The organism is Actinomycetospora sp. C-140 (genome assembly GCF_054796175.1).
The window spans coordinates 49,537-73,942 of sequence record NZ_JBTWNF010000015.1 but is presented as its reverse complement, the minus strand read 5'-3'; the positions used below and the strand labels follow the sequence as shown (position 1 = coordinate 73,942).

The 24,406-nt window shown below is 74.1% G+C and carries 20 protein-coding genes; 12 read left to right on the top strand and 8 right to left on the bottom strand.

The window, feature by feature from the left end:
• Window positions 1-1,134: an alpha/beta hydrolase gene (locus tag ACR9E3_RS23035; protein ID WP_460382914.1), complete on the top strand. Its 1,134-nt coding sequence runs from the start codon at window positions 1-3 to the stop codon at window positions 1,132-1,134.
• Here the strand turns inward: ACR9E3_RS23035 and ACR9E3_RS23030 are convergent.
• The gene (locus ACR9E3_RS23030; RefSeq protein WP_460382913.1) at window positions 1,123-2,100 is read right to left on the bottom strand and encodes a helix-turn-helix transcriptional regulator; all 978 of its coding nucleotides are present in this window, start codon (window positions 2,098-2,100) and stop codon (window positions 1,123-1,125) included. The two genes, ACR9E3_RS23035 and ACR9E3_RS23030, sit on opposite strands and share 12 nt — an antisense overlap.
• Window positions 2,101-2,234: 134 nt before the next feature.
• On the opposite strand from ACR9E3_RS23030, the gene ACR9E3_RS23025 reads away from it, so the two are divergent.
• A complete protein-coding gene (locus ACR9E3_RS23025; RefSeq protein WP_460382912.1) occupies window positions 2,235-3,662 on the top strand; it encodes an amidase in 1,428 nt (475 codons plus the stop codon).
• Here the strand turns inward: ACR9E3_RS23025 and ACR9E3_RS23020 are convergent.
• Window positions 3,659-4,132: an SRPBCC family protein gene (locus ACR9E3_RS23020; protein WP_460382911.1), complete on the bottom strand. Its 474-nt coding sequence runs from the start codon at window positions 4,130-4,132 to the stop codon at window positions 3,659-3,661. The genes ACR9E3_RS23025 and ACR9E3_RS23020 overlap by 4 nt on opposite strands.
• Window positions 4,133-4,155: 23 nt before the next feature.
• Here ACR9E3_RS23020 and glf point away from each other — a divergent pair, with 23 nt between their 5' ends.
• Window positions 4,156-5,352, top strand: coding sequence for a UDP-galactopyranose mutase (gene glf, locus ACR9E3_RS23015; RefSeq protein WP_460382909.1), 1,197 nt, complete (start codon window positions 4,156-4,158; stop codon window positions 5,350-5,352).
• Window positions 5,353-5,439: 87 nt separating this feature from the next.
• Window positions 5,440-5,727: a hypothetical protein gene (locus ACR9E3_RS23010; protein WP_460382907.1), complete on the top strand. Its 288-nt coding sequence runs from the start codon at window positions 5,440-5,442 to the stop codon at window positions 5,725-5,727.
• A 15-nt stretch (window positions 5,728-5,742) separates the two neighbouring features.
• On the opposite strand, the gene ACR9E3_RS23005 is transcribed toward ACR9E3_RS23010, so the two are convergent.
• On the bottom strand, window positions 5,743-6,249 hold the full coding sequence (locus ACR9E3_RS23005) for a mycothiol-dependent nitroreductase Rv2466c family protein (RefSeq protein ID WP_460382906.1): 507 nt from the start codon (window positions 6,247-6,249) through the stop codon (window positions 5,743-5,745).
• A 218-nt stretch (window positions 6,250-6,467) separates the two neighbouring features.
• Here ACR9E3_RS23005 and ACR9E3_RS23000 point away from each other — a divergent pair, with 218 nt between their 5' ends.
• From ACR9E3_RS23000 to ACR9E3_RS22990, 3 genes are all read left to right on the top strand, one after another.
• Window positions 6,468-8,531 carry a glycosyltransferase gene (locus tag ACR9E3_RS23000; protein WP_460382905.1) on the top strand — a complete coding sequence of 688 codons (2,064 nt, stop codon included), beginning with the start codon at window positions 6,468-6,470 and terminating at the stop codon, window positions 8,529-8,531.
• Between the two features lie 181 nt (window positions 8,532-8,712).
• Window positions 8,713-9,312, top strand: a complete 600-nt coding sequence (locus tag ACR9E3_RS22995) for a DinB family protein (RefSeq protein WP_460382904.1) — start codon at window positions 8,713-8,715, stop codon at window positions 9,310-9,312.
• Between the two features lie 48 nt (window positions 9,313-9,360).
• A complete protein-coding gene (locus ACR9E3_RS22990) occupies window positions 9,361-10,059 on the top strand; it encodes a hypothetical protein (RefSeq protein ID WP_460382903.1) in 699 nt (232 codons plus the stop codon).
• A 9-nt stretch (window positions 10,060-10,068) separates the two neighbouring features.
• Here ACR9E3_RS22990 and ACR9E3_RS22985 read toward each other — a convergent pair whose 3' ends face one another.
• On the bottom strand, window positions 10,069-11,400 hold the full coding sequence (locus ACR9E3_RS22985) for an MFS transporter (protein WP_460382902.1): 1,332 nt from the start codon (window positions 11,398-11,400) through the stop codon (window positions 10,069-10,071).
• Between the two features lie 429 nt (window positions 11,401-11,829).
• Here ACR9E3_RS22985 and ACR9E3_RS22980 point away from each other — a divergent pair, with 429 nt between their 5' ends.
• From ACR9E3_RS22980 to ACR9E3_RS22965, 4 genes are all read left to right on the top strand, one after another.
• Window positions 11,830-12,135 carry a hypothetical protein gene (locus ACR9E3_RS22980; RefSeq protein ID WP_460382900.1) on the top strand — a complete coding sequence of 102 codons (306 nt, stop codon included), beginning with the start codon at window positions 11,830-11,832 and terminating at the stop codon, window positions 12,133-12,135.
• Between the two features lie 82 nt (window positions 12,136-12,217).
• Window positions 12,218-12,553, top strand: coding sequence for a hypothetical protein (locus tag ACR9E3_RS22975; protein WP_460382899.1), 336 nt, complete (start codon window positions 12,218-12,220; stop codon window positions 12,551-12,553).
• 130 nt (window positions 12,554-12,683) lie between these two features.
• Window positions 12,684-13,148 carry a large conductance mechanosensitive channel protein MscL gene (gene mscL, locus ACR9E3_RS22970; RefSeq protein ID WP_460382898.1) on the top strand — a complete coding sequence of 155 codons (465 nt, stop codon included), beginning with the start codon at window positions 12,684-12,686 and terminating at the stop codon, window positions 13,146-13,148.
• 483 nt (window positions 13,149-13,631) lie between these two features.
• Window positions 13,632-15,077, top strand: coding sequence for an acyltransferase family protein (locus ACR9E3_RS22965; RefSeq protein WP_460382896.1), 1,446 nt, complete (start codon window positions 13,632-13,634; stop codon window positions 15,075-15,077).
• A 157-nt stretch (window positions 15,078-15,234) separates the two neighbouring features.
• Here ACR9E3_RS22965 and ACR9E3_RS22960 read toward each other — a convergent pair whose 3' ends face one another.
• The 4 genes from ACR9E3_RS22960 to ACR9E3_RS22945 are packed head-to-tail and all read right to left on the bottom strand — an operon-like array spanning window position 15,235 to window position 23,642.
• Window positions 15,235-15,990: a decaprenylphospho-beta-D-erythro-pentofuranosid-2-ulose 2-reductase gene (locus ACR9E3_RS22960; RefSeq protein ID WP_460382894.1), complete on the bottom strand. Its 756-nt coding sequence runs from the start codon at window positions 15,988-15,990 to the stop codon at window positions 15,235-15,237.
• An 8-nt stretch (window positions 15,991-15,998) separates the two neighbouring features.
• Window positions 15,999-17,369: an FAD-binding protein gene (locus tag ACR9E3_RS22955; protein WP_460382893.1), complete on the bottom strand. Its 1,371-nt coding sequence runs from the start codon at window positions 17,367-17,369 to the stop codon at window positions 15,999-16,001.
• 11 nt (window positions 17,370-17,380) lie between these two features.
• Window positions 17,381-20,494, bottom strand: coding sequence for an arabinosyltransferase domain-containing protein (locus ACR9E3_RS22950; protein ID WP_460382891.1), 3,114 nt, complete (start codon window positions 20,492-20,494; stop codon window positions 17,381-17,383).
• Window positions 20,478-23,642, bottom strand: a complete 3,165-nt coding sequence (locus tag ACR9E3_RS22945) for an arabinosyltransferase domain-containing protein (protein WP_460382890.1) — start codon at window positions 23,640-23,642, stop codon at window positions 20,478-20,480. The genes ACR9E3_RS22950 and ACR9E3_RS22945 overlap by 17 nt, the downstream gene beginning before the upstream one ends.
• 74 nt (window positions 23,643-23,716) lie before the next feature.
• Between ACR9E3_RS22945 and ACR9E3_RS22940 the strand changes: the two genes are divergently transcribed.
• Window positions 23,717-24,157: a GtrA family protein gene (locus ACR9E3_RS22940; protein WP_285652912.1), complete on the top strand. Its 441-nt coding sequence runs from the start codon at window positions 23,717-23,719 to the stop codon at window positions 24,155-24,157.
• Window positions 24,158-24,406 lie beyond the last annotated feature (249 nt).

The window sequence follows — 24,406 nt, the reverse complement described above, 5'->3', positions numbered from 1 at the left end:
GTGACCGTCGACAGCATCGGCGAGATCGACATCACGACCGACTCGTTCCTCGGTCTGGGCGCGATCCTCGCGCTGCTCGTGGTCGTCGTGCTGGCCCTGGTGATGCGCAGCAGGCTCGGCCGGATCACGCGGGCCGGGAAGGTCGCGCTGGTCTCGGTGACGACGCTGCTGCTGCTGGTCGGGTCCGGCGCCGGGGTGAACGCGCACTTCGACTACTTCCGCACGCTCGGCGACGTGCTCGGGCTCCCGCCGTCCGACGAGGTGGAGCTGGCGGCGCTGCTCGCCCGCAAGGACCGCCCCGACCGCGGCGTCGTCACGACGATCACCATCCCGGGGCGGAAGTCGGCGTTCTCCGGGCGGCCGGCGACCGTCTACGTGCCGCCCGCGTGGTTCGCACGCCCGCGCCCGTCGTTGCCGGTGGTGATGCTGCTGCACGGCACGCCCGGGACGCCGCAGGACTGGCTCGACGGCGGCCAGGCGGCGGCGACCGCCGACGCCTACGCGGCCGCGCACGGGGGCAGCGCGCCGATCCTCGTCATGCCGGACGTCAACGGCACCGTCGACGGCGACACCGAGTGCGTCGACGGCCCCGCGGGCCGGGCGGAGACCTACCTGACCGTCGACGTCCCCGGCTTCGTCCGCGACGTCTTCCACACCGCCGCCCCCGGGCGTCCGTGGGCGGTGGCCGGGCTCTCCGAGGGCGGGTCGTGCTCGGTGATGCTCGCCCTGCGCCACCCCGATCTCTTCGCCACGTTCGGCGACTACGCCGGCCTCGCCGGCCCGCGCGCCGGCGACACCAACGCCGACACCGACTCCGCGGTCGCGACCCTGTTCGGCGGGTCCGCGGCCGCCTTCGCCGCCCACGAGCCGGCATCGCTGCTCGCCGCCCACCGGTTCCCCCAGCTCGGGGGCTGGTTCGAGGTGGGGGACGCCGACCCCGAGCCCGCCGCGGCGGCGGGTGCCCTGGTCCCGATGACGCGTCAGGCGGGCATCGCGACGTGCTCGGTCGTGATCCCCGGCGGCGCCCATACGTTCGCGGTCTTCTCGCAGGCCTTCGCCGACTCGCTGCCGTGGATGGCCGGGCGGATCGGGGCGGGGCCGCCCGTGCGGACCTGCCCGTCGTCAGTGCCCTGAGCCGGCCGGGGAGCCCGTCACGAGACCCCACTGCGTCGCGCACCGCGCCGCGGCGGCGCGGTTCCGCGCTCCGGTCTTCGCGAGGACGTGCTCGACGTGCGTGGCGACCGTGCGTGGCCGGATCCCCAGTCGTCGCGCGATCTCGGGATTGCTCATGCCGTGGGCGATGCCGTCGAGCACCTCCAGCTCCCGCACCGTCAGCCCGGCGGGCGGGTCGATCTCGCGGTGCAGGACGAGCACCCCGCGGGGCGTCGGGTGCAGCTCCACCCCGACGACCTCGCCGGCCCCCGTGACGACGAGGAGCGGACCGCCCGGCGGGCGCGCAACGAGGGCCGCGATCGGCGAGGGCGGTCGCACCAGCTCCGGCCGGGCCCCCGCCGAGAGGGTGACGACGCGCCCGGAGCGCTCGACGAGCAGACCGTCCCCGCCGTCCCCGCCGTCCCCGCCGAGGGCGCCCGTCCGCGGCGCCGGCACGGGCACCGGGTCGATCGCGGTGGCGAGATCGGGGCCGAGGAGCTCGAGCAGCGCGATCGTGTCGTCGTCGGGGTGCCGGGCGTCGAGGGTGCTGGCGTTCAGCATGCCGACGTAGCGGTCGTCCGCCGCGAACAGGCACAGCGTGACGCCGTCGCGGAAGCCGAGCGGGTGGATGATCCGCTCGAAGATCTCACCGCGGCGACGGCGTGGCTCGAGGTCGCGCACGCGCACGGCGTGCCGGCCGTCCCGGACCACCGCGAACAGGCGATCGGTGTGCATCCGGGTGTCGATGAGGTCCGTGATCGCGGTGGGGTAGGAGGACGCGAGCGTCCGGTGCCCGCCCGTCGCCGGCTCCGCGACCGAGAGCGCGAGGCAGTCGGCGGGGATGACGTCGCTCAGCGACGCGAGCACGGCCCGGGCCGCGCCGGGGGAGCGGCTCCCGTGGCGCCGGAGGAACGACCGCAGCTCGCGGGCGGCCGCGACCGCGGACATGCCCGGGACGCTACGCGGCGGCACGCGCCGAGACCAGGAACCGGACCCCTCCTGACCTGCGCATCGGTCGATCGACCGATGCCGGCGCGGGCCGATCGGGCCAGCATCGGCGGCCCGACGAACCTGGAGGCCCGATGACACCCGACGAGTACGCCGAGCTCGACGCGACCGGCCTGGCCGCGTTGATGAGCAAGGGTGAGGTCAGCGCCGAGGAGGTGCGCGCCGCCGCGACCACCGCACTGGACGCCGTCGGGCCCCGCCTGAACGCGATCATCGGTGAGCGCTTCGCATCGCCGCTCGACCACGACCCGGACGGGCCGTTCGGCGGCGTCCCCTTCGCGATCAAGGACCTGATCGTCCATGCCGCCGGGGTCCCGCAGGCCGCGGGCAGCCGCCTGCTCGGCGAGGGCGTGCCGATGCCGGCCGACACGCACCTCATGGCCCGTTTCCGCCGCGCCGGGCTCGCGACGCTCGCCCGCACCGCGACTCCCGAGCTCGGGTTCAACGCCACCACCGAACCCGTCGCGACCGGTCCGGTCCAAAACCCCTGGGACGCGACCCGCAGCCCCGGCGGATCGTCCGGCGGCTCGGCGGCCCTCGTCGCCGCGCGGGCGCTGCCCGTCGCGCACGCCAACGACGGCGGCGGCTCGATCCGCATCCCGGCCGCCGCCTGCGGCCTGGTCGGACTCAAGCCGTCCCAGGGCCGGACGTCCCCCGGACCGGACTACGCCGACCCCCTGCTCGGCATGGGCGTGGAGTTCGTGGTCACCCGGACCGTCCGCGACGCCGCGGGACTGCTCGACGCGGTCCACGGCTACGAGCCGGGCGACCGCTATCTGCTGCCGGACCCGCCGCGGCCCTACGCCGAGGAGGTCGGTCGCGGGAGCCGGCCGTTGCGGGTGGCGCTCTGCACCACGCCGTTCACCGGCGGCGGCGAGGTCGATCCCCGCTGCACCGCGGCGACGGAAGCGGTGGCGAGGACGCTCGAGGGGATGGGGCACGGGGTCGAGGTCGCGGCGCCGGACCTGGACGCGGCGGCGTTCGACGCCGCCAACCTGGTGGCCTGGACGAGCTTCCTCGCCGATGGCGTGGACGTCCTCGCGGGCGCGCTCGGCGTCGAGCCCGGCCCGGACGTCCTCGAGGCGGCGACACTCGCGTGCGCCGAGTACGGCCGGACGCTCACGGCGGGCGACCTGTTCGCCGCCGACCGCGTCTTCAACGCGACCCGCCGCGCCGTCGCGGGCTTCCACCAGCGGTACGACGTCGTCCTCACGCCGACCATGAACGTCCCGAACACCGCGCTCGGCCACCTCGACCAGGACGACCCGTCCCGCGACGCGCGGGGCTGGTACGACCACATCTTCGCCACGGCCGGCTTCACCGCGCTGTCGAACTCCACCGGCAACCCGGCGATCTCGCTGCCGCTGGGGCGGACCGAGGAGGGCTGGCCGGTCGGCGTCCAGGTGATGGCGCCCTACGGCGACGAGTCCACGCTGCTGGCGCTCGCCGCCGACCTGGAGCGGGCGATGCCGTGGGCCGGCCACCGCCCGCCGACCGGCTAGGTCACGGGGAGCCCCTCGATGGCTCGCTGCAGGGTCGCCTGTGCGTCGTCGGCGAGCTTCCCGAGCGCCGGCACGAGCAGCGGCGTCGCGAGCTTCGCCGCGCCGTGGAACGTGAACGTCGCGCGGTAGGTCACCGTGGTCCCCGGGCCGTCGGCCGTGAGCGTCATGTCGTCCTCGCTCGTCACCGTCTTGTTGCGGCCCACGATGCGCAGGTGGCCCGGCTCGTCGGCCTCCAGCGTGTAGGTCAGCGTCGTCTCGCGGCCACGGAACTCCGAGACGTTGCGCCACTGCTTGCCCACGCCGATCGGTGTGTCGTCGACGGGCGTGCAGGAGATCGTCCCGGCGTCCCACTCCTCGGCGTTCGCGAAGTCGCGGAGGTAGGCCTGGACGGTGCCCACGGGGGCGGGGGAGTGGGCGGTGCGCTCGACGGACGGCATGCCGGGGGCGTACCCGTCCCCGGCGACGGCCACCCCGCGGGCTACCGTCAGGGGCCGTGACCACGGATCCGGACCTCGTCGTCGTCGGCTCGGGCTTCTTCGGGCTGACCGTGGCCGAGCGGGCCGCCACGGAGCTCGACAAGCGCGTCCTGGTGGTGGAGCGCCGCTCCCACCTGGGCGGCAACGCCTACTCCGAGCCCGACCCGGAGACCGGCATCGAGGTGCACCGCTACGGCGCGCACCTGTTCCACACCTCGAACAAGCGCGTGTGGGACTACGTCAACCGCTTCACCGACTTCACGGGCTACCAGCACCGCGTCTTCACGATCTTCGAGGGCCGCGTGTACCCGATGCCGGTCAACCTCGCGACGATCTGCGAGTACGCGGGCCGGGCGATGTCGCCCGACGAGGCGCGCGCGTGGGTCGCCGAGCACGCCGCCGAGATCGACGTCGCGGACGCGGCGAACTTCGAGGAGAAGGGCGTCTCGCTGGTCGGCCGCCCGCTGTACGAGGCGTTCTTCGCCGGCTACACCGCCAAGCAGTGGCAGACCGACCCGAAGGAGCTCCCGGCCTCGATCGTCTCGCGCCTGCCCGTGCGCTACACGTTCGACAACCGGTACTTCTCGGACACCTACGAGGGCCTGCCGGTCGACGGCTACACGGCCTGGCTCGAGCGGATGGCCGACCACCCGAACATCGAGGTGCGCTGCGACACCGACTGGTTCGACCTGCGCGACGAGCTGCCGCAGGACGTGCCGACGGTCTACACCGGCCCCCTGGACCGCTACTTCGACTACAGCGAGGGCGAGCTCGGCTGGCGCACGCTCGACTTCGAGTCCGAGGTCCTCACCACGACGGGCGACTACCAGGGCACGCCGGTGATGAACTACGCCGACCGGGACGTCCCGTTCACGCGCATCCACGAGTTCCGGCACTTCCACCCGGAGCGGACGTCGTACCCGAAGGACAAGACGGTGATCGTGCGCGAGTACTCGCGCTTCGCCCAGCACGGCGACGAGCCGTACTACCCGATCAACACCGCCGAGGACCGTGCCAAGCTCGAGCGCTACCGCGAGCTGGCCCGCAAGGAGGCGACCAACCGGCGGGTGCTCTTCGGGGGTCGCCTGGGCACGTACAAGTACCTGGACATGCACATGGCGATCGGGTCGGCGCTGACGCTGTTCGACAACCGCATCGCCCCGTGGTTCACCGACGGCGAGTCGTTCGACGGCGCCGACCTCGCCGAGGTCTGACTCATCACCCTTTCGGACGCTCCGTCTGGACCGACGATTCCGTAGCGTCACCGCGTTCGCGCGCGTCGTCGCCCCGGAGGTCCTGCCGTGTCCGCTCCCCCCGTCTCGTGGCGACGCTCCGTCGCCGGCCTCCTGGCGCTGCTCTCGTGCGCGGCCGTCCTCACGCTCTCGGCCTGTGACACGTCCTCGGAGTCGTCGGGAACGGGCGGGGGCTCCGGTGGCGGGACCGCCGAGCACGGTGGCGGGCACCCGACCGAGCACGGGGGCGGTCACCCGTCGAGCGAGCACCGCACCACGGCACCGACGTCGCGGCCCTCGGAGTACAACCCGGCGAACTGCCCGACCGGCCTGGTCTGCTCGCCGTCGACCCCCTGAACACCCGGAGCCCGATCAGGAGAAGTCGATCTCTCCGGACCGAGTGCGTTTGAGCTCCGTGAAGCCCGGCGTCCGGGCCAGCAGGAGGGCGCCGTCGAAGGCGTCGAGGGCGTCCTGGCCGCGGGGGACGCGTTCGAGGATCGGGCCGAAGAAGGCCACGGTTCCGGCGTCGGTGTGGACGTGCAGGGTCGGCGTGCCGACGTCGAGGCCGACGGGCGCCATGCCCTCGTCGTGGCGGGCGCGGACGTCGTCGTCGTGGTCGGTCACGTCCGCGGCGGCGTAGAGCCTCCCCGCGTCGAGATCGGGCCCCGCGAGCTCCTCGCACACCTCGCGCAGCACGCGATCGCGTCCCCGCAGCCCCGCGTCGTGGAAGCGGGTGCCGAACGCCTCGACGAACCCGGCCCACGCGCCGGCGCCCCGTGCCGCGACGAGCCGGGCGCCGACCCGCGCGGGTCGCCAGGCGCTGTCCTCCCCGCGGTCGGGCGTCACCGGGTCCTCGCCGTTCAGCACCGCGAGGCTCATGCGGGCGCACCCGCAGGTCGATCGGCCGCTGCCGCCCGACCTCGCGCAGCCACCGCAGCGCCAGCCACGCGAACGGGCAGACCGGATCGACGTAGACGTCGACGTGGGAGGCGCGCACCCCCGGACGGTAGGCCTGCGCGGCCCCGACGGGTGGAACCGCGCACGGCGCCGACGGGGGGTCCCGGGTGCGCGGCCGCCTCGCCGTTACCGTCGTCCGTGTGACGAGCACGGTCGGCAGGAGCGGGACGGTGGCGATGACGGCGAGGCCCGCGGGGGCTGGTGCCGCGCTGTTGCAGCGCGTCATCCTGCCGCGGCCGGCCGACCCCACCTCGGTGCGCGCGCTCTACCTGGATGAGGGCACGGCGACGTCGGTGAAGACCACGGCGCCGACGGCCCACCGTCCCGGCACCTACGACGAGACCGCCGACGAGTACGTCATGCACGTGCGCCGCAGCGGCCACCGCGTGGCCGAGGTCGTCTCGCGCACCGGGGTGCGGCTGCCCGAGCGCAGCGACGTGTCGTTCGCCGCCTACTTCAACGCCTTCCCCGCCGCGTACTGGCGGCGCTGGTCGGTGCTCCACGGGGTCACCCTGCGCCTGCGGGTGCGCGGCCACGGCCGCGTCGACGTCTACCGCTCGACGGCCAAGGGCGTCGCGGTGCACCTCGCGGGCGAGGTCGTGGGCACCGGCGACACCGCCGACACCGCCGGCTCCTCGGCTCCCGACGACGGCGCCGAGCGCGAGGTCACCGTGCCGGTGTCGCTGACCCCGTTCGGCGACGGTGGCTGGGTGTGGTTCGACCTCTCCAGCGACAACGCACCGCTCGAGCTGCTCTCCGGCGGCTGGTACGCCGACCAGGAGGCGCCCGGGCGGGCGGCGGTCGCGGTGGGCATGCCGACGTTCAACCGCCCGTCCGACTGCGTGGCCACGCTGCGCGCGCTGGGCGAGGACCCGCTGGTCCGTGACGCCCTCACCGCGGTGATCATCCCCGACCAGGGGTCGTCGAAGGTGCGCGAGCAGCCGGGCTTCGACGAGGCCGCCGCCGCGCTCGGCGACCGCCTGCGGGTCATCGACCAGCCGAACCTCGGTGGCTCGGGCGGCTACGCGCGAATCATGTACGAGGCGCTCGAGACCACCGACTGCGAGCAGATCCTGTTCATGGACGACGACATCGTCCTCGAGCCGGACTCGCTGCTGCGCGCCCTCGCCTTCTCACGGTTCTCGCGCGACGAGATGCTCGTGGGCGGCCAAATGCTCTCGCTGCAGGCGCGCTCGCACCTGCACGCGATGGGCGAGGTCGTCGACCGCGGCACGTTCTTCTGGCAGATCGCCCCGCACACCGCGGACGACCACGACTTCGGCGTCGACTCGCTGCGCGAGACGCTCTGGATGCACCGGCGCGTCGACGTCGACTACAACGCCTGGTGGATGTGCATGATCCCCCGCTCGGTCGCCGAGCGGATCGGGCTGCCGCTGCCGCTGTTCATCAAGTGGGACGACTGCGAGTACGGCCTGCGCGCCGGCAGCCACGGCGTCCCGACGGCCACGGTGCCCGGCGTGGGGATCTGGCACATGTCGTTCGTCGAGAAGGACGACAGCTCGGACTGGCAGGCCTACTTCCACGTCCGCAACCGGCTCGTCGTCGGCGCCCTGCACGGCCCGGACAACCCGCGGGCGATGCTCGCCGACTCCCTCAAGCGCACGCTGCGCCACCTGTTCCTGCTCGAGTACTCGACGATCGCGCTGCACCACATGGCCATGCGCGACTTCCTGTCCGGGCCGAAGGCGCTGTTCGGGGCGCTGCCCACCGCGCTCGGGGCCGTGCGGGCCACCCGCGCCGAGTTCCCCGACGGCACCGTGCACCGCGACGCGGCCGACCTCCCCCACCCGGACATCGGCGCCCGCGAGGCCCAGCTCTGGCCGAAGCCGCCGACGAACAAGATCACCCAGATCGCGTCGCTCGCCCGCGGTCTCGCGCACCAGCTGCGTCCCGTGGACCCGCACGCCCACGAGCGCCCGCAGCGCGACGTGCCCGCCGAGCACGGGCAGTGGTTCCTGCTCTCGCGGCTCGACGGCGCCGCGGTCACGACCTCGGACGGCTCGGGCGTCACCTTCCGCAAGCGCGACCGCGAGATGTTCTGGGCGATGCTGCGCGAGTCGGTGCGCCTGCACACCGAGATCGCCAAGGCCTGGCCGTCCTTGCGCCACCGGTACCAGGAGTCGATGGGCGAGCTGGTGAGCCGCACGGCCTGGCGCGAGCAGGTCTTCGACCGCTTCCGCTGAGCGCTCGCCCGGCGGGGCGCGCGAGGCCCGGGGTGTTGTCAGCCTGGCGTCCACGCTGACGTTGGGCGTCAGGAAATCCACCAGCTCGACGTCAGGGTGGGCCCAGGAAGGCGGACAGGACCTGTCCGCCTCCGTCCGTAGCTTTCGTGTCATCAGGGACGACGAGGAAAGTGGGCCCCCGATGACGACGACCGCCGCGCAGGAGACCGCCATGACCAGCATCGACACCGACGAGCGCGCCGACCTCCTCGCCGAGCTGGGCCAGGCCCGGCACTGGCTGGTCTTCCCGACCCGCGACCTCACCGACGAGCAGGCCGCCTCCCGTCCCACCGCGTCACAGCTGACCCTCGGCGGGCTGATCAAGCACGTCACCAAGGTCGAGGAGGGGTGGATGCGCTTCGCGGTCGAGGGCGACAACGGCGAGGAGGGCTTCGAGCTGCCGGAGGGCATGACCCTCGACGACTTCGAGGGGTACATCGCGAGCCTCGACGAGAAGCCCGACTGGCTGGTCGAGCGCGAGAACGAGTTCAAGCTCCTGCCGGGCGAGACGCTCGCCGGCGTCATCGCGACGTACCACGAGACCGCCGCCCGCACCGAGGCGACGCTCGCGTCGCTCCCCGATCTCAACGCCCGTCACGAGCTGCCGAAGGCCCCGTGGCACGAGCCCGGCACGTCCTGGTCGGTGCGCCGGGTGATGCTCCACATCATCGCCGAGACCACCCAGCACGCCGGCCATGCCGACATGCTGCGCGAGCACATCGACGGCGCCACGTCGATGTAGGTGCGCCCGCCGGACCCGCTCCGGCACGTGAGTGCCAAGATGCCGAGCGTGACGGAGCAGGCCGGTGGGCAGCGCACCGAGAGCGGCAGCGACCAGAAGGACGAGGCCACGGGGCAGGACGCCGGTGAGACCTCGGGCCAGGAGACCGCGACGGAGTCGTCGGGGTCGTCGGAGTCCTCGGGCGCCGACGGGTCAACCACGTCGTCGGCGCAGTCGTCGGCCTCGGACGACTCGAGCCAGACCGAGCAGACCCAGCAGACCCAGCAGACCCAGCAGACCCAGCAGACCCAGCAGACGCAGAACGCCGAGAGTTCTCAGAGCAGCAGCGAGAGCGCCCAGACGCAGAGCACCCAGGCGACGCAGACGATCGAGCGCCCCGAGCAGCGGCCGTCGTCGGAGTCGGCGCCGCAGGGCCGGTCGGACCGCACGCCGGTGAACGTCGGCGAGCTGGTCTGGAAGGTCGCCCGGATCCTCGCGTCGGTCGTGCGGGTGGTCTGCATCGTCCTGGCGGTCGTGCTGATCGCGTTCATCGTGCTCACGATCGTCGGGGTGAACCCCCTGAACGCCGTCGCGCAGGTGATCGGCGGGGTCGCGGACGCCGCCGTCCTCGCGTTCCGCGACCTGTTCCTGCTCGCCGACCCGACGTTCGCCGTCGTGGTGAACTACGGGCTCGCGGCGGTGTTCTGGCTGCTCGTCGGCGAGTTCGGCTCGCGGCTCATCCGCTGGCTCGGCGCCCGCCTGGCCTGACGCGGTCGCTCACACGGCCACCGCCGCCTGGCCCGCCGCCGCCCCGCCCGGCACGGCGCGGACGGGGATCAGCGTGGCCAGCCCGAGCAGCAGGACGAGCCCGATACCGAGGATGCCCCAGCGCTGGGCCCCGAAGACGGCGATGAACAGCGCGAACATGGCCGGCGCCAGGAAGCTGACCGCGCGGCCCGTCGTGGCGTAGAGGCCGAAGAGCTCGCCCTCGCGGCCGGGCGGCACGATGCGGGCGAGGTAGCTGCGCGAGCAGGCCTGGGCCGGCCCGACGAACAGCGACAGGAACGTCCCGCCGATCCAGAAGGCGGTCGGACCGGACGAGAACAGCATGACCGCGGCGGTCACGACCAGCGCTGCCAGGCAGACGAGGATGACGATCTTCGGGCCGATCCGGTCGTCGAGCCAGCCGCCGACCACGGCGCCGAGGGCGGAGACGACGTTCGCGACGATCGCGAAGATGATGACGTCCCCGGGGCTCAGCCCGAAGGTCCCCGCGGCCAGCACGCCGCCGAAGGTGAAGACCGCGGTGAGCCCGTCCCGGTAGATCGCGCTCGAGACCAGGAAGCCGAGCAGGTGGCGGTCGTCGTGGTACAGGCGGACGAGCCGCCGGACGAGGAGCTTGTAGGACGCGGCCCACCCGACGGCCGCCTCGGTGTCCCCGGGAGGCGGCGGGAACGGGAAGCGCATCCGCAGCACCGGGATCGTCGACACGGCGAACCACAGCGCCGCGACGACCACCACGACCCGCACGGCTGTGCCCTCGCCCTCGAACCGGATCACCGGTGAGTCGGCGAGGAAGAGGACGTAGCTGATGAGGAGCAGGACGATGCCGCCGACATAGCCGGCGGCCCACCCGATGCCGGAGACCCGGCCGGTCCGCCCGGGCGGTGCGAGGCGATAGATCATCGCGTTGTACTCGACCTGCGCGAGCTCGTAGGCGAACGTGCCGACGCCCAGCAGGAGCAGGCCCCACCACAGGTAGGACGGCTGCGGCGCGATGAACGCCATGAGCGCCGTGCACGCGATGATCACCGCGGTGAGGAGGCCCAGCCGCCGCTGGCGGCCGGTCTCGGCGCCGGCCGCGTCGCTGCGCTGCCCGTACACGGGCGCGACGAGAGCGACCAGGACCCCGGAGACGCTGATCGCGGTGGCCAGCGCCGACGACCCGGATGCCTCGTCCGCCGCGACCGAGCCGGTCAGGTACACGGTGAAGACGAACGTCGTGACGATGTGGTTGAAGGCCGCCGAGCCCCAGTCCCACGTGGCCCAGGCGGCGAGCGGGCGTCCGATGCGGACCGTGGACTCCGGCGGCGTGGTCGAGGACGACACGCGCGCACGGTAGCGACACGGACGGCGGTCGCGCTTGCTCCAGATGGGCGGGTGACCGGTCCGAGTGGGTGTGCGCACCGCGAGCACCGACCACCCAGCGCTGCCCGAAGGCCGTTCGACGTTCGTCCATGCATTTCGTTTTTCGTGCAGGCGCGACGGCCCGTGGCGGGCTCGTCCCACTCCGTGGTGGCCGTGCTCGCGGATCTTCACAGCCGGTTCGTGCCGGTGGTCGTGGGCCAGGCTGGTGATCACCTCGTCGGGGTCCGGACGACTCACGGGCGGGTGATCCACTTTGCGAAATCCAGAGATCTTCCGTGTCCGAACTGACCGTGTGGCATCGCTAATGTCCGCCCCGCGGCAATTCCTGCCGCCGGTGAAGGCTCCCCGTCGCGAACCCGCCCGGGGAGGACCATGCGAAAGGACATCACTGTGGGGATTCTGCGTAAGTCCGTCCTGGCGGTCTCGCTGATCGGTGCCGGTCTCGCCAGCACGACCGGTGCGGCGTTCGCGCACGAGAACGACGGCCAGGACGGTTACGCGAACGTCGACTCGGTGCAGACGATCACCCCGGCGAACGCGTGCAACAACGACGTCCCGGCCAACGCCCTCGGCGTGCAGGTCCCGGTCGAGGACGTCTCGGGCGCCATCCCGGCCCTCGGCGGCGAGTCGCCCGGTGCCGCCGCTCAGCCGGAGTCGCAGTCCTGCGGCTCGCCGGTCGACGCCGAGGCCAACTGACCTCTCGCTCCTCCCGCCCGTCCGCCGGACCCCGAAACGCCGGTGGGTGGTCGGCTCCCCGAACCTCCCAGGAGGAGATGACATGAGCTTTCTGCGACGCGCTGCGCTCGCCGGCGCCCTGGCCGGGACCGCGCTGGTCTCCACCACGGGCTCGGCCTTCGCCGCCGAAGCCCCCGAGAGCACCGACGACGGCGCTCAGTCGGGCCTGGTCAACGTCGGTGACGTGCAGACCATCACCCCGCTGAACGCCTGCAACAACGACGTCCCGGTGAACGCCGGCGGGGTCCAGGTCCCGGTCGAGGACGTGTCGGGCGTCCTCGACGTCGGGGGCCTGCTCGGCCACGACGAGGGCAGCGACGGCACCGCCGCGCAGCCCGAGTCGCAGTCCTGCGGCTCCGGGACCGACGCCGCCACCTGAGCGGCGTCGGCGCGTCGGGCCCCGGTCCCTCCCCGAGGGGGCCGGGGCCCGCGTGTGGGTGACCGGGCCCACGCCGGCCCGTGCCCTATCCTCTGCGCCGGAAATCGGTGCTCGAGCCGGAGGATTCGGCGTGCTCAAGGGTTTCAAGGACTTCCTGCTCCGCGGGAACGTCGTCGACCTCGCGGTGGCGGTCGTCATCGGCGCGGCGTTCACCGCTGTCGTCACGGCGTTCACCGGCGCTTTCCTCAAGCCGCTGATCCAGCTGTTCTCCGGCGGCGGCGAGTTCGCCGGATCGTTCGTCGTGAACGGTGTCGTCTTCGACTACGCCAGTTTCATCAACGCGGTCATCACGTTCATCATCACGGCCGCGGTCATCTATTTCCTCGTCATCATGCCGCTGAAGTACGTGGAGCAGCGGCGCCGGCGCGGCGAGGAGGAGGGTCCCGCTGACCCGACCGACGTCGAGCTCCTGACCGAGATCCGCGACCTGCTGCGCGAGCAGGCCGCCCGCACCACCGCCGACGGCACCCGCGGCGACGACGGTCGGGGCACCGCGGGCGGCGCCGGCGGGCGTATCCCCCAGCAGGACCGCTGACCCGAACCCTCCACCCGCGCCCTCGTGGGCGGCCCCGCCGACGTGCTCCTCGGACGTGCGCCCCACCCCGTGGCGTGCCTGAACCCCCGCGCCCGGCATCGGCACGTCCCCGTGCGAGCGATGCGGCTTTGCTGGCGTCGGACGCCCGGATCGCCACATGCTCGCTCGCGCGACACGCCGTCACGCGCGCGTCTCCCCGCGAGGTCCGGACCACGGCGCGTGGCCGCCACGACCGCGTGACGCAGGCCCGGGGCGACCTTCTCGCCGACACACCCTCGACCCGGTGTCACCGCTACCCGCTCGTGACTAGGCCGTTCGTGGTTCGGTGACGCAGAGCGATCGCGACCCTGCTCGTCACTCCCTGGTCGAATGGCCGCACTCCCCAATCCACCGATCGGAGTATCAGGACACGGCCACTCGGCGCCGTTGCCCAGATCGAGGGTTGGAACACTCCGACCCGATCCGGTCGTCGGGGGAGGCGCAGTGCGGACGGTGGTGGGGCAGGACCACGGCACGCAGGGCGTCCCGGGCGTGCGGAACGTCGCTGACGGCGTTCCGGGTGTCCGGCGCATCCCGGCGCCGCGCGCCGGTGTCGGCCCGGGCAGGGGCGGCACCGGTCGCGGCGAGGCGCGACCCGCGTCCGCGACGCGGTCGGCGACCGTCGAGATCCCCGCCCTGACCGGCCTGCGGGCCGTCGCGGCGGTGTGGGTGCTCGCGCACCACCTGAGCTTCCTGCCCGTCACCGGCTACGCCGAGTGGTTCGCGCCCGTCGCGCCGCTGCTGGCCGCCGGTGGTCTCGGGGTGGACCTCTTCTTCGTCCTCTCCGGTTTCCTCCTCGCCCGTTCCTACCTCGACCGCTGGCAGGGCACGCCACGGCCGCGGGAGGCGTTCGGGTTCGTGTGGGCGCGTGTCGCCCGCATCTGGCCGCTCTACGCGGCCGTAGTGGTCCTGGCCGGGCTGTGGTGCACGGTGCGCGCCGTCCTGGGGAGCGACGGCGTGATCACGTGGCAGGGCGCCCAGCCCGGCCTGGACCCCGTGAGCTGGCTGCGGCAGCTCACCCTGACGCAGATGTGGGACTCGCCGGGCATCGACGGCGTCTCGTTCGTGCTGCCGGCGTGGTCGGTCAGCGCCGAGTGGGCGGCGTACCTCGCCTTCCCACTCCTGGCCGGCGGGGCCTGGCTGCTGCGCGGCCGCCCGCGCCCGGTGCTCGCCGCCCTCGCGGTGCTCGCCGCGACACCCACCGCGGCGGCCGCGGTGCTCAACGCGCTCGACGGTGACTGGGGCGGCTTCTGGGCCGTGCGCCTCGCCGCGGGCTTCACCGCCGGCGTGCTGACCTGGCTGGTCGTGCGCCGCGTGCCGGCCACCCGCGCGGTCTCGCGCTGGGCGCACCGGGTGCTGCTGGTCGTCCTCGCCGAGGTCGGCGTCGTCGTGTACTGGGCCGCCACCGCGCCGTCGACCGCGACGATCACCCCGGACGCCCGCACCTACCTCGCGGTGCCGCTGCTCCCGCTGCTGGTCGGTGCCCTGGCGCTCACCGACGGGCCGGTGGCGCGGGCCCTCGGGACGCGGCGCCTGCGTCACGGCGGGCGCATCTCCTACGCGCTCTACCTCGTGCACTTCCCGCTGATCGAGATGGCGCTCGTCGCCATGACCCGCATCCCGGCGCTCGCCCCGGACACGGCGGCGGCCGCGCTGCTGGTGCCGCACCTCGCGGTGGCCGCGCTGGTGCTCGCGCACCTCGCGTACCGCTATGTCGAGGTGCCCGGCCAGGCGTGGATGCGGGACCGGGACCCGTCGCGGCGCCGGGGCAGTGCGCGCCGGGACACCGCGGAGACCCGCCGTCCGGAGGTCACCCCGCCCTCCGGTCGCCGGGCGGTCTGGCGGCGTGGGGGCAGCCACGCCGCCCGGCCGGCAGCGGCTGCCGCCTGAGGGGTGTCAGCGGTGGGCCACCGCGGACATCCAGCGTCAGGATCGCCACACGCTCGCCGGCGCGACACGCCGACTCGCGGAGAACGAAACGTGCTTCGCGCACCCCGACAGGCGACACGACGCACTGACCCGCGCCCAGCACCGCGGGCGCGCCTCGTCAGACCGGCAGGCGACGGAAGATCGGTCGCGGGATGTGGCGCAGGACCGACATCACGGCCCGCAGCGGCGCCGGCGCCCAGACCTGCTCCTTGCCGCTCGACACCGCGGACACGATGACGTCGGCGACCGCTTCGGGCGTCGTCGACAACGGCGCCGGGGACATGCCCTCGGTCATCTTCGTGTGCACGAACCCGGGGCGGACGACGGTGACTCGGATGCCCTCGCCACGCAGCGCCTCGGTGAGCCCGGTGTAGAAGGCGTCGAGGCCGGCCTTGGTCGACCCGTACACGAAGTTGGAGCGACGGGCGCGCTCGCCGGCCACCGACGACAGCGCCACGAGGTGCCCGTGGCCCTGCCGGCGGAACTCGGCGGACAGCGCGACGCCGACCGAGACGGCGGCGACGTAGTTGACCTCGGCGAGCTCGACGGCGACGTCGATGTCCTGCCAGGCCTTCTCCTGGTCGCCGAGCAGGCCGAAGGCGACGACCGCGATGTCGATGTCGCCGCCGGCGAACGCCTTGCGGACGGCCTCGGTGTGCACGGCGGCGTCGCGGGCGTCGAACTCGACGGTCTCGACCGTGGCGCCGGCCCGGGTGAGCCGGGCCGCGGCGTCGGCGAGACGCGGCGACTGCCGACCGGCCAGGACGACCCGGACCGGGCCGCCCTCGAGGTAGCGCTCGGCGGTCGCGAGACCGATCTCCGAGGTGCCGCCCAACAGCAGCAGGGACGACGGGTGGCCGACGGCGTCGATCATGGAACTCCTCAGGGGGTGAGCCGGAGGCGGCGCGACATGTCGGACGCGAACACCCCGTCGGGGTCGGCGGCGTCGCGGACCTTGCGCCACTCGTCCAGCCGCGGGTACATGGCGGCGAACGTCTCGGGGTCGGTGCGCGAGTCCTTGGCGGTGTAGAGACGCCCGCCCATGGCCAGCACGCGCTCGTCGAGCGAGCGGCAGAACGCCCCGAGCCCGTCGACGATCGGGAAGTCGACGCAGATGTTCCAGCCCGGCATCGGGAAGGACAGCGGCGCGCGGTTGCCCTCGCCGAACTTCTTGAAGACGTTGAGGAACGAGACGTGCCCGGACTCGGCGATGTCCCGGATGATCGCCCGGAACTCGGCCTCGGCGTCGAGCGGGACGATGAACTGGTACTGCAGGAAGCCCTTCGAGCCGTAGGCCCGGTTCCAGTCCCCGAACAGGTCGAGCGGGTGGTAGAAGGCGGTCAGGTTCTGGATCTGACCCCGCTTGTTCTTGGTCTTGCGGTAGTACAGCTCGCCGATCGCCGTGAACGTCAGCTTGTTGGCCAGACCGTTCGGGAAGACGTCGGGCAGGTTCGCCAGGGTCGGTGCGTCGAACTTCAGCGGGTCCTGGCGGAGCTTCGCGGGCAGCTCGTCGAGGCGGGCCAGCGAACCGCGGCCCAGCGCGGCCCGGCCGAGCTTCGACCCGGTGGAGATCGAGTCGAACCATGCCGACGAGTAGTCGTAGGCCTCGTCGGACCCGTCGGAGAAGCGCTCGATGGTCTCGTCGAGGTCCGCGGTGCGCTCGGTGTCGGCGACGAAGTACGCGGTCTCGGTCTTCGTCATCCGGATCGTCGCGCGCAGGATGATCCCGGTCAGCCCGACGCCGCCGACCGTCGCCCAGAACAGCTCGGCCTCGGGCCCGTCCGGCTCGAGGCGGCGGACCTCGCCGGTGGCGAGCAGCAGGTCCATCGACACGACGTGGTCGCCGAAGCTGCCCGCCGAGTGGTGGTTCTTGCCGTGGATGTCGTTGGCGATCGCCCCGCCGATGGTCACCTGGCGCGTGCCCGGCAGCACCGGCACCCACAGCCCGAAAGGCAGGGCGACCCGCATGAGGCGGTCGAGCGAGACGCCGGCGTCGAGGTCGACCAGCGCGGTCTCCGCGTCCACGGCGTGGATGCGGTCCCGCGCGGTCATGTCGACGACGAGCCCGCCGGCGTTCTGGGCCGTGTCGCCGTAGGACCGCCCGAGGCCCCGGGCGACCACACCCCGCTCCCCGGCCCCGGCGATCGCCGCGGCCAGCGCCTCGGTGGAGGCGACCTCGTCGCCGGAGACCACGGTGGCCCGGCTGGGGGCCGTGCGGGCCCACCCGGCGAGCGTCTTCTGGGAGCGGGACATCCCGGGCGAGTCTAGGGGGTGTCCAGGACGGGGACGCTCGCGCGTCCCTGCCGGGCCCACCCGGACACCGTCTCGTCGGTGACCTGCGGCGACACCGTCCCCCAGGGCTCCCGCGGGACCCACTGCGCGAGACCGACCGCGTCGCGGGTCGGGTCGCCGTCGAGGTACACCGGCAGCCGGACCTCCTCCACGAGCAGGCGCGGGGTGAGGAACGGTCCGCCGGTGGTCGGGGCGACGGCGATCTCGCCGGTGTCCGAGATGTCGGGCGGGGTCACGCGCCACGGCGGGATGCCCGCGGTACCGCCGGTCAGCGGCGGCGGGCGCAGGCACGGGAACACGAACGCGACCGGCCAGTCGACGAGCGCCGTGCTGCCTGGCGGGACGACGTCGTCGAACGGGACCGTGTGCGGCACCCGCGGCGCGCTCACGGCGAGCGGCAGCTCCGGCTCCTGGCCGGCCGGGCTCGCGACCTGCGCCGCCGCCGCGTCCCGCGCACCACTCGTGGCCCGGACCCGCACCAGCGTCGTCCCCTCGGGCGCGAGGGCCCGCAGGTCGCGCGGCGCGGTGCCCGACCGGGACCCGCCGGGGCCCTCGGTGACCGGCGCGTCGGTGGGCGACGCGGCGAACTCGAGCGACACGCTGCCGCGCTCCAGCGACCCGCTGGCGGTCACCACCACCGGGGCCCGGCGCTCGCGCGCCTCGTCGGGGAGGAGGAACCAGTCCGAGCGCAGCTCCGCCGGGGGCTGCCCGGCCCGTGTCGGCGCGGCGGCCCATCCCGGCAGCTCCTGCCCGCCGACCCGCAACGGCACCACGGCCAGCGTCTGCTCCGTCCGGCCGAACTGCGGTGTCAGCGAAGTGCCGTTACTGACGCTCAGCGTCTGTGACGGCACTTCGCTGACAACCCCGGGTTCGACCGAACGGGGGCCCGGGGGCAGGAGGCCGGAGCGCGGGTCGGTCTCGACGGCGAGGTCGGGCGCGAGGCCACAGGGGTTCCCGCCGAGCGCGTGCAGCGAGTCCGATCCGTAGCTGTACGTCCCGCGCCGGTCGGCGGTGACCTTGAGGAACGACCCGCCCACGAGCGCGACGACGCAGACGACGAGGACGAGCGCCAACGCGCCCGGCGCCAGCACCCGCGCAGCGCGCCGGGGCACCGTGCCCCGCACCGCGACGACCACGGCGAGCACCAGCGCCCCCACGATCGTCACCGGCAGCGCGACGTCGCCGAGCGCGACGCGCGCGATCTGGGGCGGGATGTCGTTCCAGAACACGCCCCACGCCGAGGCGTAGGCCCACTGGTTGTCGCCGATGAGCACGAGCGTCGTGACCAGCCCGAACCCGGCGAGCACGACGACGAGCGCGGTCCCGCGCAGGCGCGCGACCGTCGTGACGATCCGTGGCGACCACAGCAGCACGAGGAGGGTCAGCACGAGCGTGCCGAGGCCCGCGAGCTCGCCGAAGTGCAGCGTCCACTTCGTCGGGCTGACGATCAGCAGCACCGGGGCGAGGGCCACGACCGCCAGCAGCCGGCGCACCGGCCCGACCGCGACACCGGCGCGGACCCGGGCCCCGAACAGCGCCCACGCCGTCGCGCCGAGCCCGAGCAGCGTGAGCAGCACGGCCAGGCGCGCCGCGATCCCGCCCTGCACGGAGCCGGGCGTGATCAGCTCGGTGTACCGGGAGAGCTCCTGCCACCACGGCTGGCCGCCGCCGATCAGCTGCCGGACGCGCGTGGCCTCGAGCAGCCCCGCCAGGGACTGGTCGGCGGCCATCGGCAGCACGGCGACGGCGAGGCCCGCGACGACGACCAGCGCCCGCGTCCACCCCTCGCGGGCCCCGAGCCCCGCCCGCGCCAGCGCCGGCAGCGCGACGAGCAGCGGCGCGAGCCCGAGGAGCGCTCCGGGGGTCAGCGCCACGGTGAACCCGGCGACGACGGCCGCGGCGAGCAGCGGGACCAGCGCGCGGGTCGCGACCGCCCGCTCCGTGCACACCCACACCGCCAGCACCCCGAGCGCGAGCCACGGCTCGGGGCGCAGCGAGAGCCCGAAGGGTGCCCACCAGGCGAAGAAGGCGACGGCGGCCACCCACTGTGCACCGGGTCGCCGCAGCGCCGGGCCGAGGCGCGGAAGGGCGTGGCGGCGCAGCAGCATCCACAGCAGCAGGCCGAGGACGGTCGCGGGCACCCGTAGCCACAGCACCGAGGCCGCCGGGCCGGGCGCGAGCGCGGCCCAGGCCCGCGTCACCTCGTAGAACCAGCTGAACGGTGCCTCGGGCGCGTTCAGCCAGCGGTAGACGTTGCCGGTGAAGCCGCTCGTGCCGCGGCTGCGCAGGATGCCGGCGATGTAGCCGTCGTCCACCGTCGCCGGACCCACCACCGCCCAGCCCGCGAGACCGAGCGCGACGACGGCGTCGACGGGCCGCGGCCGCGGTCGCCGGAACCCCCCGAAGCGACGCCCGTCCCGGCGCCAGGCCGCCACGACCATCCCGGCCAGCCCCAGCAGCACACCCAGACCGAGCAGCATCTTCAGCACGGTCGGCGTCGTCTGGAACCGGGTGTCCGTGCGCAGCGTCAGCGACAGCCCGTCGGTGCCCGGGGCCGCGGTGACGACGGCGGCGACGGCCGGGCGCACGTCGCCCTCCCGGGAGGCGACCGCGCGCCCGTCCACCGTCACCACCGTGCTCGAGGGCGTCGATGCGACCGCGAGGGTGCACGGACCGCGCGGCAGGGCGACGGCGGCGAGGGTCTCGCCGTTGCTCGTCACGAGCGCCCCGCCCGGGACCGGACGGATCGCGAGCCCGCCGACCGGGGCAGGCGGGGTGCCCGGCGGGGTGGTGGCGAGCGTCGCCGCGCCCGGCGGGGTCGCGGCGAGCGCGTCGCAGCTCACCGCGGCGTCGAGCGTCACCGGCTGGTAGGGCATCAGCGGCAGCGCGACCGCGGTCTGGTCCGGCGCCTGGGGCCAGCTGAACGTCACCGCCGGCTGGTGGACCGGGGCGAGCGGGAAGGCGAGCGCGCACAGCAGGGTGACGACGGCCGACGCCAGCAGCAGCGAGGGGCGGCGGGACGGGCGCGGGGGAGCCGGAGCAGGGTCGTCCCGCGCGTCCGCCCGCGCCTCAGCCGAGGTACTCACGGCCGGAGTAGGACTCGGAGGCCAGGGTCGCGAAGCGGGTGAGCCCGCCCCGGGTCACCTGGTCGACGCGCAGGTCGTAGCCGTCGGTGGGGTGGTCGTAGACGATCCGGTCGACGTTGCCCCACGGCAGCGCGGGGACGCCGCCGTCGGGCACGGCCGAGAACTGGCGGACCGGGGCCCACGTCCGTTCCGACTGGACCATCGTGCCGCCCCACGACTCGTAGGTCGGGTTCGTCAGGATGAACTCCGGGGTGTTCTCGGCGGCGATCAGGCGCAGGGTCGGGGTCGGGGCGATGCCGTGCTTGACGGCGACCTGGTCGACGCACGGCCAGAGCACCGCCGAGAGCTGGTCGGCGAACGCGCCGCCGGCGATGGTCTCCGACGGCCGGTCCTCCGCCGTCGCCTGGGGCATGACCGGCTGCATCCGCGCCAGGTGGGGCTGCCCGACCGCGACGGAGCTGTCCGGGCCCGCGACCCGGTCCTCGACGACGAGCCGCACCGCGGTCGGGCGGCTCCCCGGCAGCTGCACGGGGATCTCCTGCCACTGCCGCGCGGTGAACCCGCCCGCCGGCGTCGCGGCCACCGACTCGGCCTCGACCGGCGCCCGCGGGTCGCCCGAGGCGAACTGGACGACGACGCGCTGGCGGTCGGGCTCGTTGCCCGCGATCGGCACCACGACGTGGGTGGGGGCCTGCGGGGCGGTCGGGTCGACCTTCGGCAGGGGGTACCAGCCGGTGGTCAGCGTGCCGAGCCCCGTGACGCCGGCGGGCGCGGTCGTCGGGTCGGCGCCGGGGGGCAGCTCGACCTCGTCGTGCCAGACCGGGCCCGGTCCGGGCGCCGGCACCGGGGACGGATCGTCCGCGGCGAGCGCGAAGTCGCCGGTGCGGGTGTCCGGGGTGGTCGGCGCGCCGACGTCCTGCGCGGTCCGTCCCATCACCGTCGCGGCCTCGCCGAGCCCGCAGCCCCGCCCGGCGAGGGCCTGCACCTGGCTGCCGGCGACCGTCCAGCCGCGGCCCTGGGTCAGCGGGGCCACGATCATCACCACGACCATGAGCCCGACCAGCGCCACCGAGGCGGTGATCAGCACCGCGCGATCCGGGGTCACGCCGAACGTGCGACGCCGGTGACGCCGGCGCCACCACACCCACAGCGCCGCGCCGAGGGCGACCAGCAGCCACCACCACACGTCGCGCAGGTAGAAGTCGTGCCAGTGCGGCGCGAAGCTCTCGAGGTCGAGCATCGAGATGTCGGTGTCGAGGTGGTCCCCGAACGGCTGCCCGCGGTCGCTGTAGGGCTTCCAGGTGTTGGGCCCCGCGAAGCCGAGCACGGTCGCGCCGGTGATCAGCGCGACCGACGCGCCGGTGACCAGGGCGCCGGGCCGCCGCGGCAGCGGCGAGTGCAGCAGCGTGAGGGCCAGCAGCACGGTGGCGGGCGCGGCGATCGCGCCGAAGTGGTTGACCCACTTCGTCGGCCCGAGCGCGAGCAGGCCGAGTCCGACGGCGGTGGTGACGGCCGCGGCCAGCGTCGCGTCGCGCAGCCGCCCGCCGGCCGGGCCGCTGCGACCGCCGCGCCCGCTGCCGATCGAGACGACGACGAGCAGCACGACGGTCAGGAGCACCGGCAGCCGCCGTCCCCAGGTCCCGGTCTCGATGAGCGTCCGGTAGTGGGCCCACTCCTCGTACCAGGGGAAGGTCAGGTAGTACCAGCTGTGGACGTCGGTGGCCTCGAGGACGTCGCCGAGGGTGGCGTCGCCGAAGCCGATCGGGATCGCGATCGTGCCGGCGGCGAGGACGGCGCCGGCCGCGCCGAGCCGCGACCGCCAGCCACGGGCCGCGAGCCAGCGCCACAGCCACGGCAGCGCGACGACCACGGGCGCGGCGGCGACCAGACCCGACGGCGACACCGTGACCGCGAGGGCCGCGAGCGCCGTCGCCGGGATCAGCGGGCCGATCGCCTCCCGGCGGCGGGCGAGCTCGGCGAGCACCAGCACCGCGGCCGAGAGCGGCACGATGACGATCTCGGGCCGCAACGCCATGCCGTAGTTCAGCCACCACACGAGGTGCGCGACCAGCAGCGCCCACGCGACGCCGGGCAATCGCCCGGCCCGACCGAGCAGCGAGGTCAGCAGCACCCGCAGCAGCACCCAGGTGACCAGCCCGAGCAGCAGCGGGAGCAGGCGCATCCAGAGCAGACCCCAGCCCGGCAGGCCGATCGCCTCGCCGAGGTGGCCCCAGAGCGCCATGAGGTACTGCGACAGCACGAACGGGTTCTCCGTCGTGTTGAACATGTAGATCTGGTTGCCGATGTAGCCCGTCGGCGTCGCGTTCCGGGCCATCAGCAGGTACCACGAGTCGTCGTTCTGCAGCGGCCCGAGCACGACCCAGGCCGCCGAGACGAGCAGGACGACCGCGTCGGCCGGGTGGAAGCGCGGCCGTTGCAGGCCGGGGCCCCGGCCGCGCCATCGCCGGGTCGCCATCCAGATCGTGGCGACGAGCGCGAGGGCGTGGAGCACGAGCAACGTGATCTTCAGCCCGCTCGGCACCGAGGAGTACCGGTCGTCGGTGTGCACGGTCGCCGCCAGGCCCGGTGTGCCGGGCGCGTCCGTCGCGAGCTCGGCGACCTGCGGGACCAGCGCCCCCGGCTGGTCGGTGAGGACCTGCCCGTCCCGGGAGACCCGCGTGCCCGCCTGGTCGGCGGTGATCCGGTAGGTGCAGTCGCCCAGCGGGAGCAGCTCGTCCAGCACGGTGGCTCCCGAGCTGGTGACGATGACCCGGCCGCCGCTGGTGGTCGCCGTGAGCCCGCGGCCGGGCGCCCCGGCCGACTCGGGCTCGGTGCGCAGCGCGTCCCCGCCCCCGCGCAGCGCGGCGCACGGGACGTCGGCCTGCAGCGCCAGGGGGCGGTAGGGCGTCAGCGGCAACGACGTCGACGCCGCCGGCGCACCGGCTTTCGGCCAGGTGACGACGGGGTCGTCGGCGGTCACCGGCGCCAGGGGGATCGCCAGGCCGAGTAGCACCGTGACCGCGCCGAGCGCCGCGAGCCACCACCCGGCGGCGCGCGAACCACCCCGCTGCGGGCCGACCGTCTCGTCGTGGGGCTCCGCCTCGGGAGCCGGGTCGGCCCGGCCCTCCTGCGCTGCCACCACGGCCATGGGTGTCGACGATATCGACGCGCTCGCGACGCACCCCGACGAGGTCGGCCTGTGCCGGCTCGTACCCTCGTCCCATGACCGTCACCGGGTCCGACACCGACGAGCGCCCCGCGCCGCTGGGCCTCAAGGCCCAGATCGTGCGTTTCGTGGCGATCGGGGCCGTCGCGGCCTGTGTCGACCTCGGCGTGTACTCGGGCCTGCTGGCCCTGAGCCTCTGGGCGCCGGCGGCCAAGGGGATCGCGTTCATCCTCGGCACCACGACGGCCTACCTGCTCAACCGCCGCTTCACGTTCGCGTCCTCGACGGGCGGCGCCGGGAAGTTCCTGGGCTTCGTCGTGCTCTACGGCTCGACCTTCGCGGTCAACGTCGGTGTCGCGGCCCTGGTGCTGCACGTCATGGACGCGCCGACGATCAACCCCGGTGTCCTCGCGGGCTTCCTGTCCTGGTTCATCGCCCAGGCGTGCGCCACGACGATCAACTTCGTCGTCATGCGCACCGTGATCTTCCGCGACTGACGTTCCCGCTCGCCGGGCGCTGGGGCGAGCGGGCGCTGGGGCGAGGGGGCGTTCGGGCGTTCGGGCGTTCGGGCGAGCGGGCGATGGGGAGCGAGGGACGCCCTCGCTGCGTCGGACGCAGCGAAGGACGCCTTCGCTCCACTCGCGGCTCCTGCGGCGCCCGGGTCTGCGGAGATCACGAGAGCGCTGTGCACCTCGCGCCGCCCCGCACGGGCGATGAGGTGCTCCTGATCAACGGTGCGCCGGCCG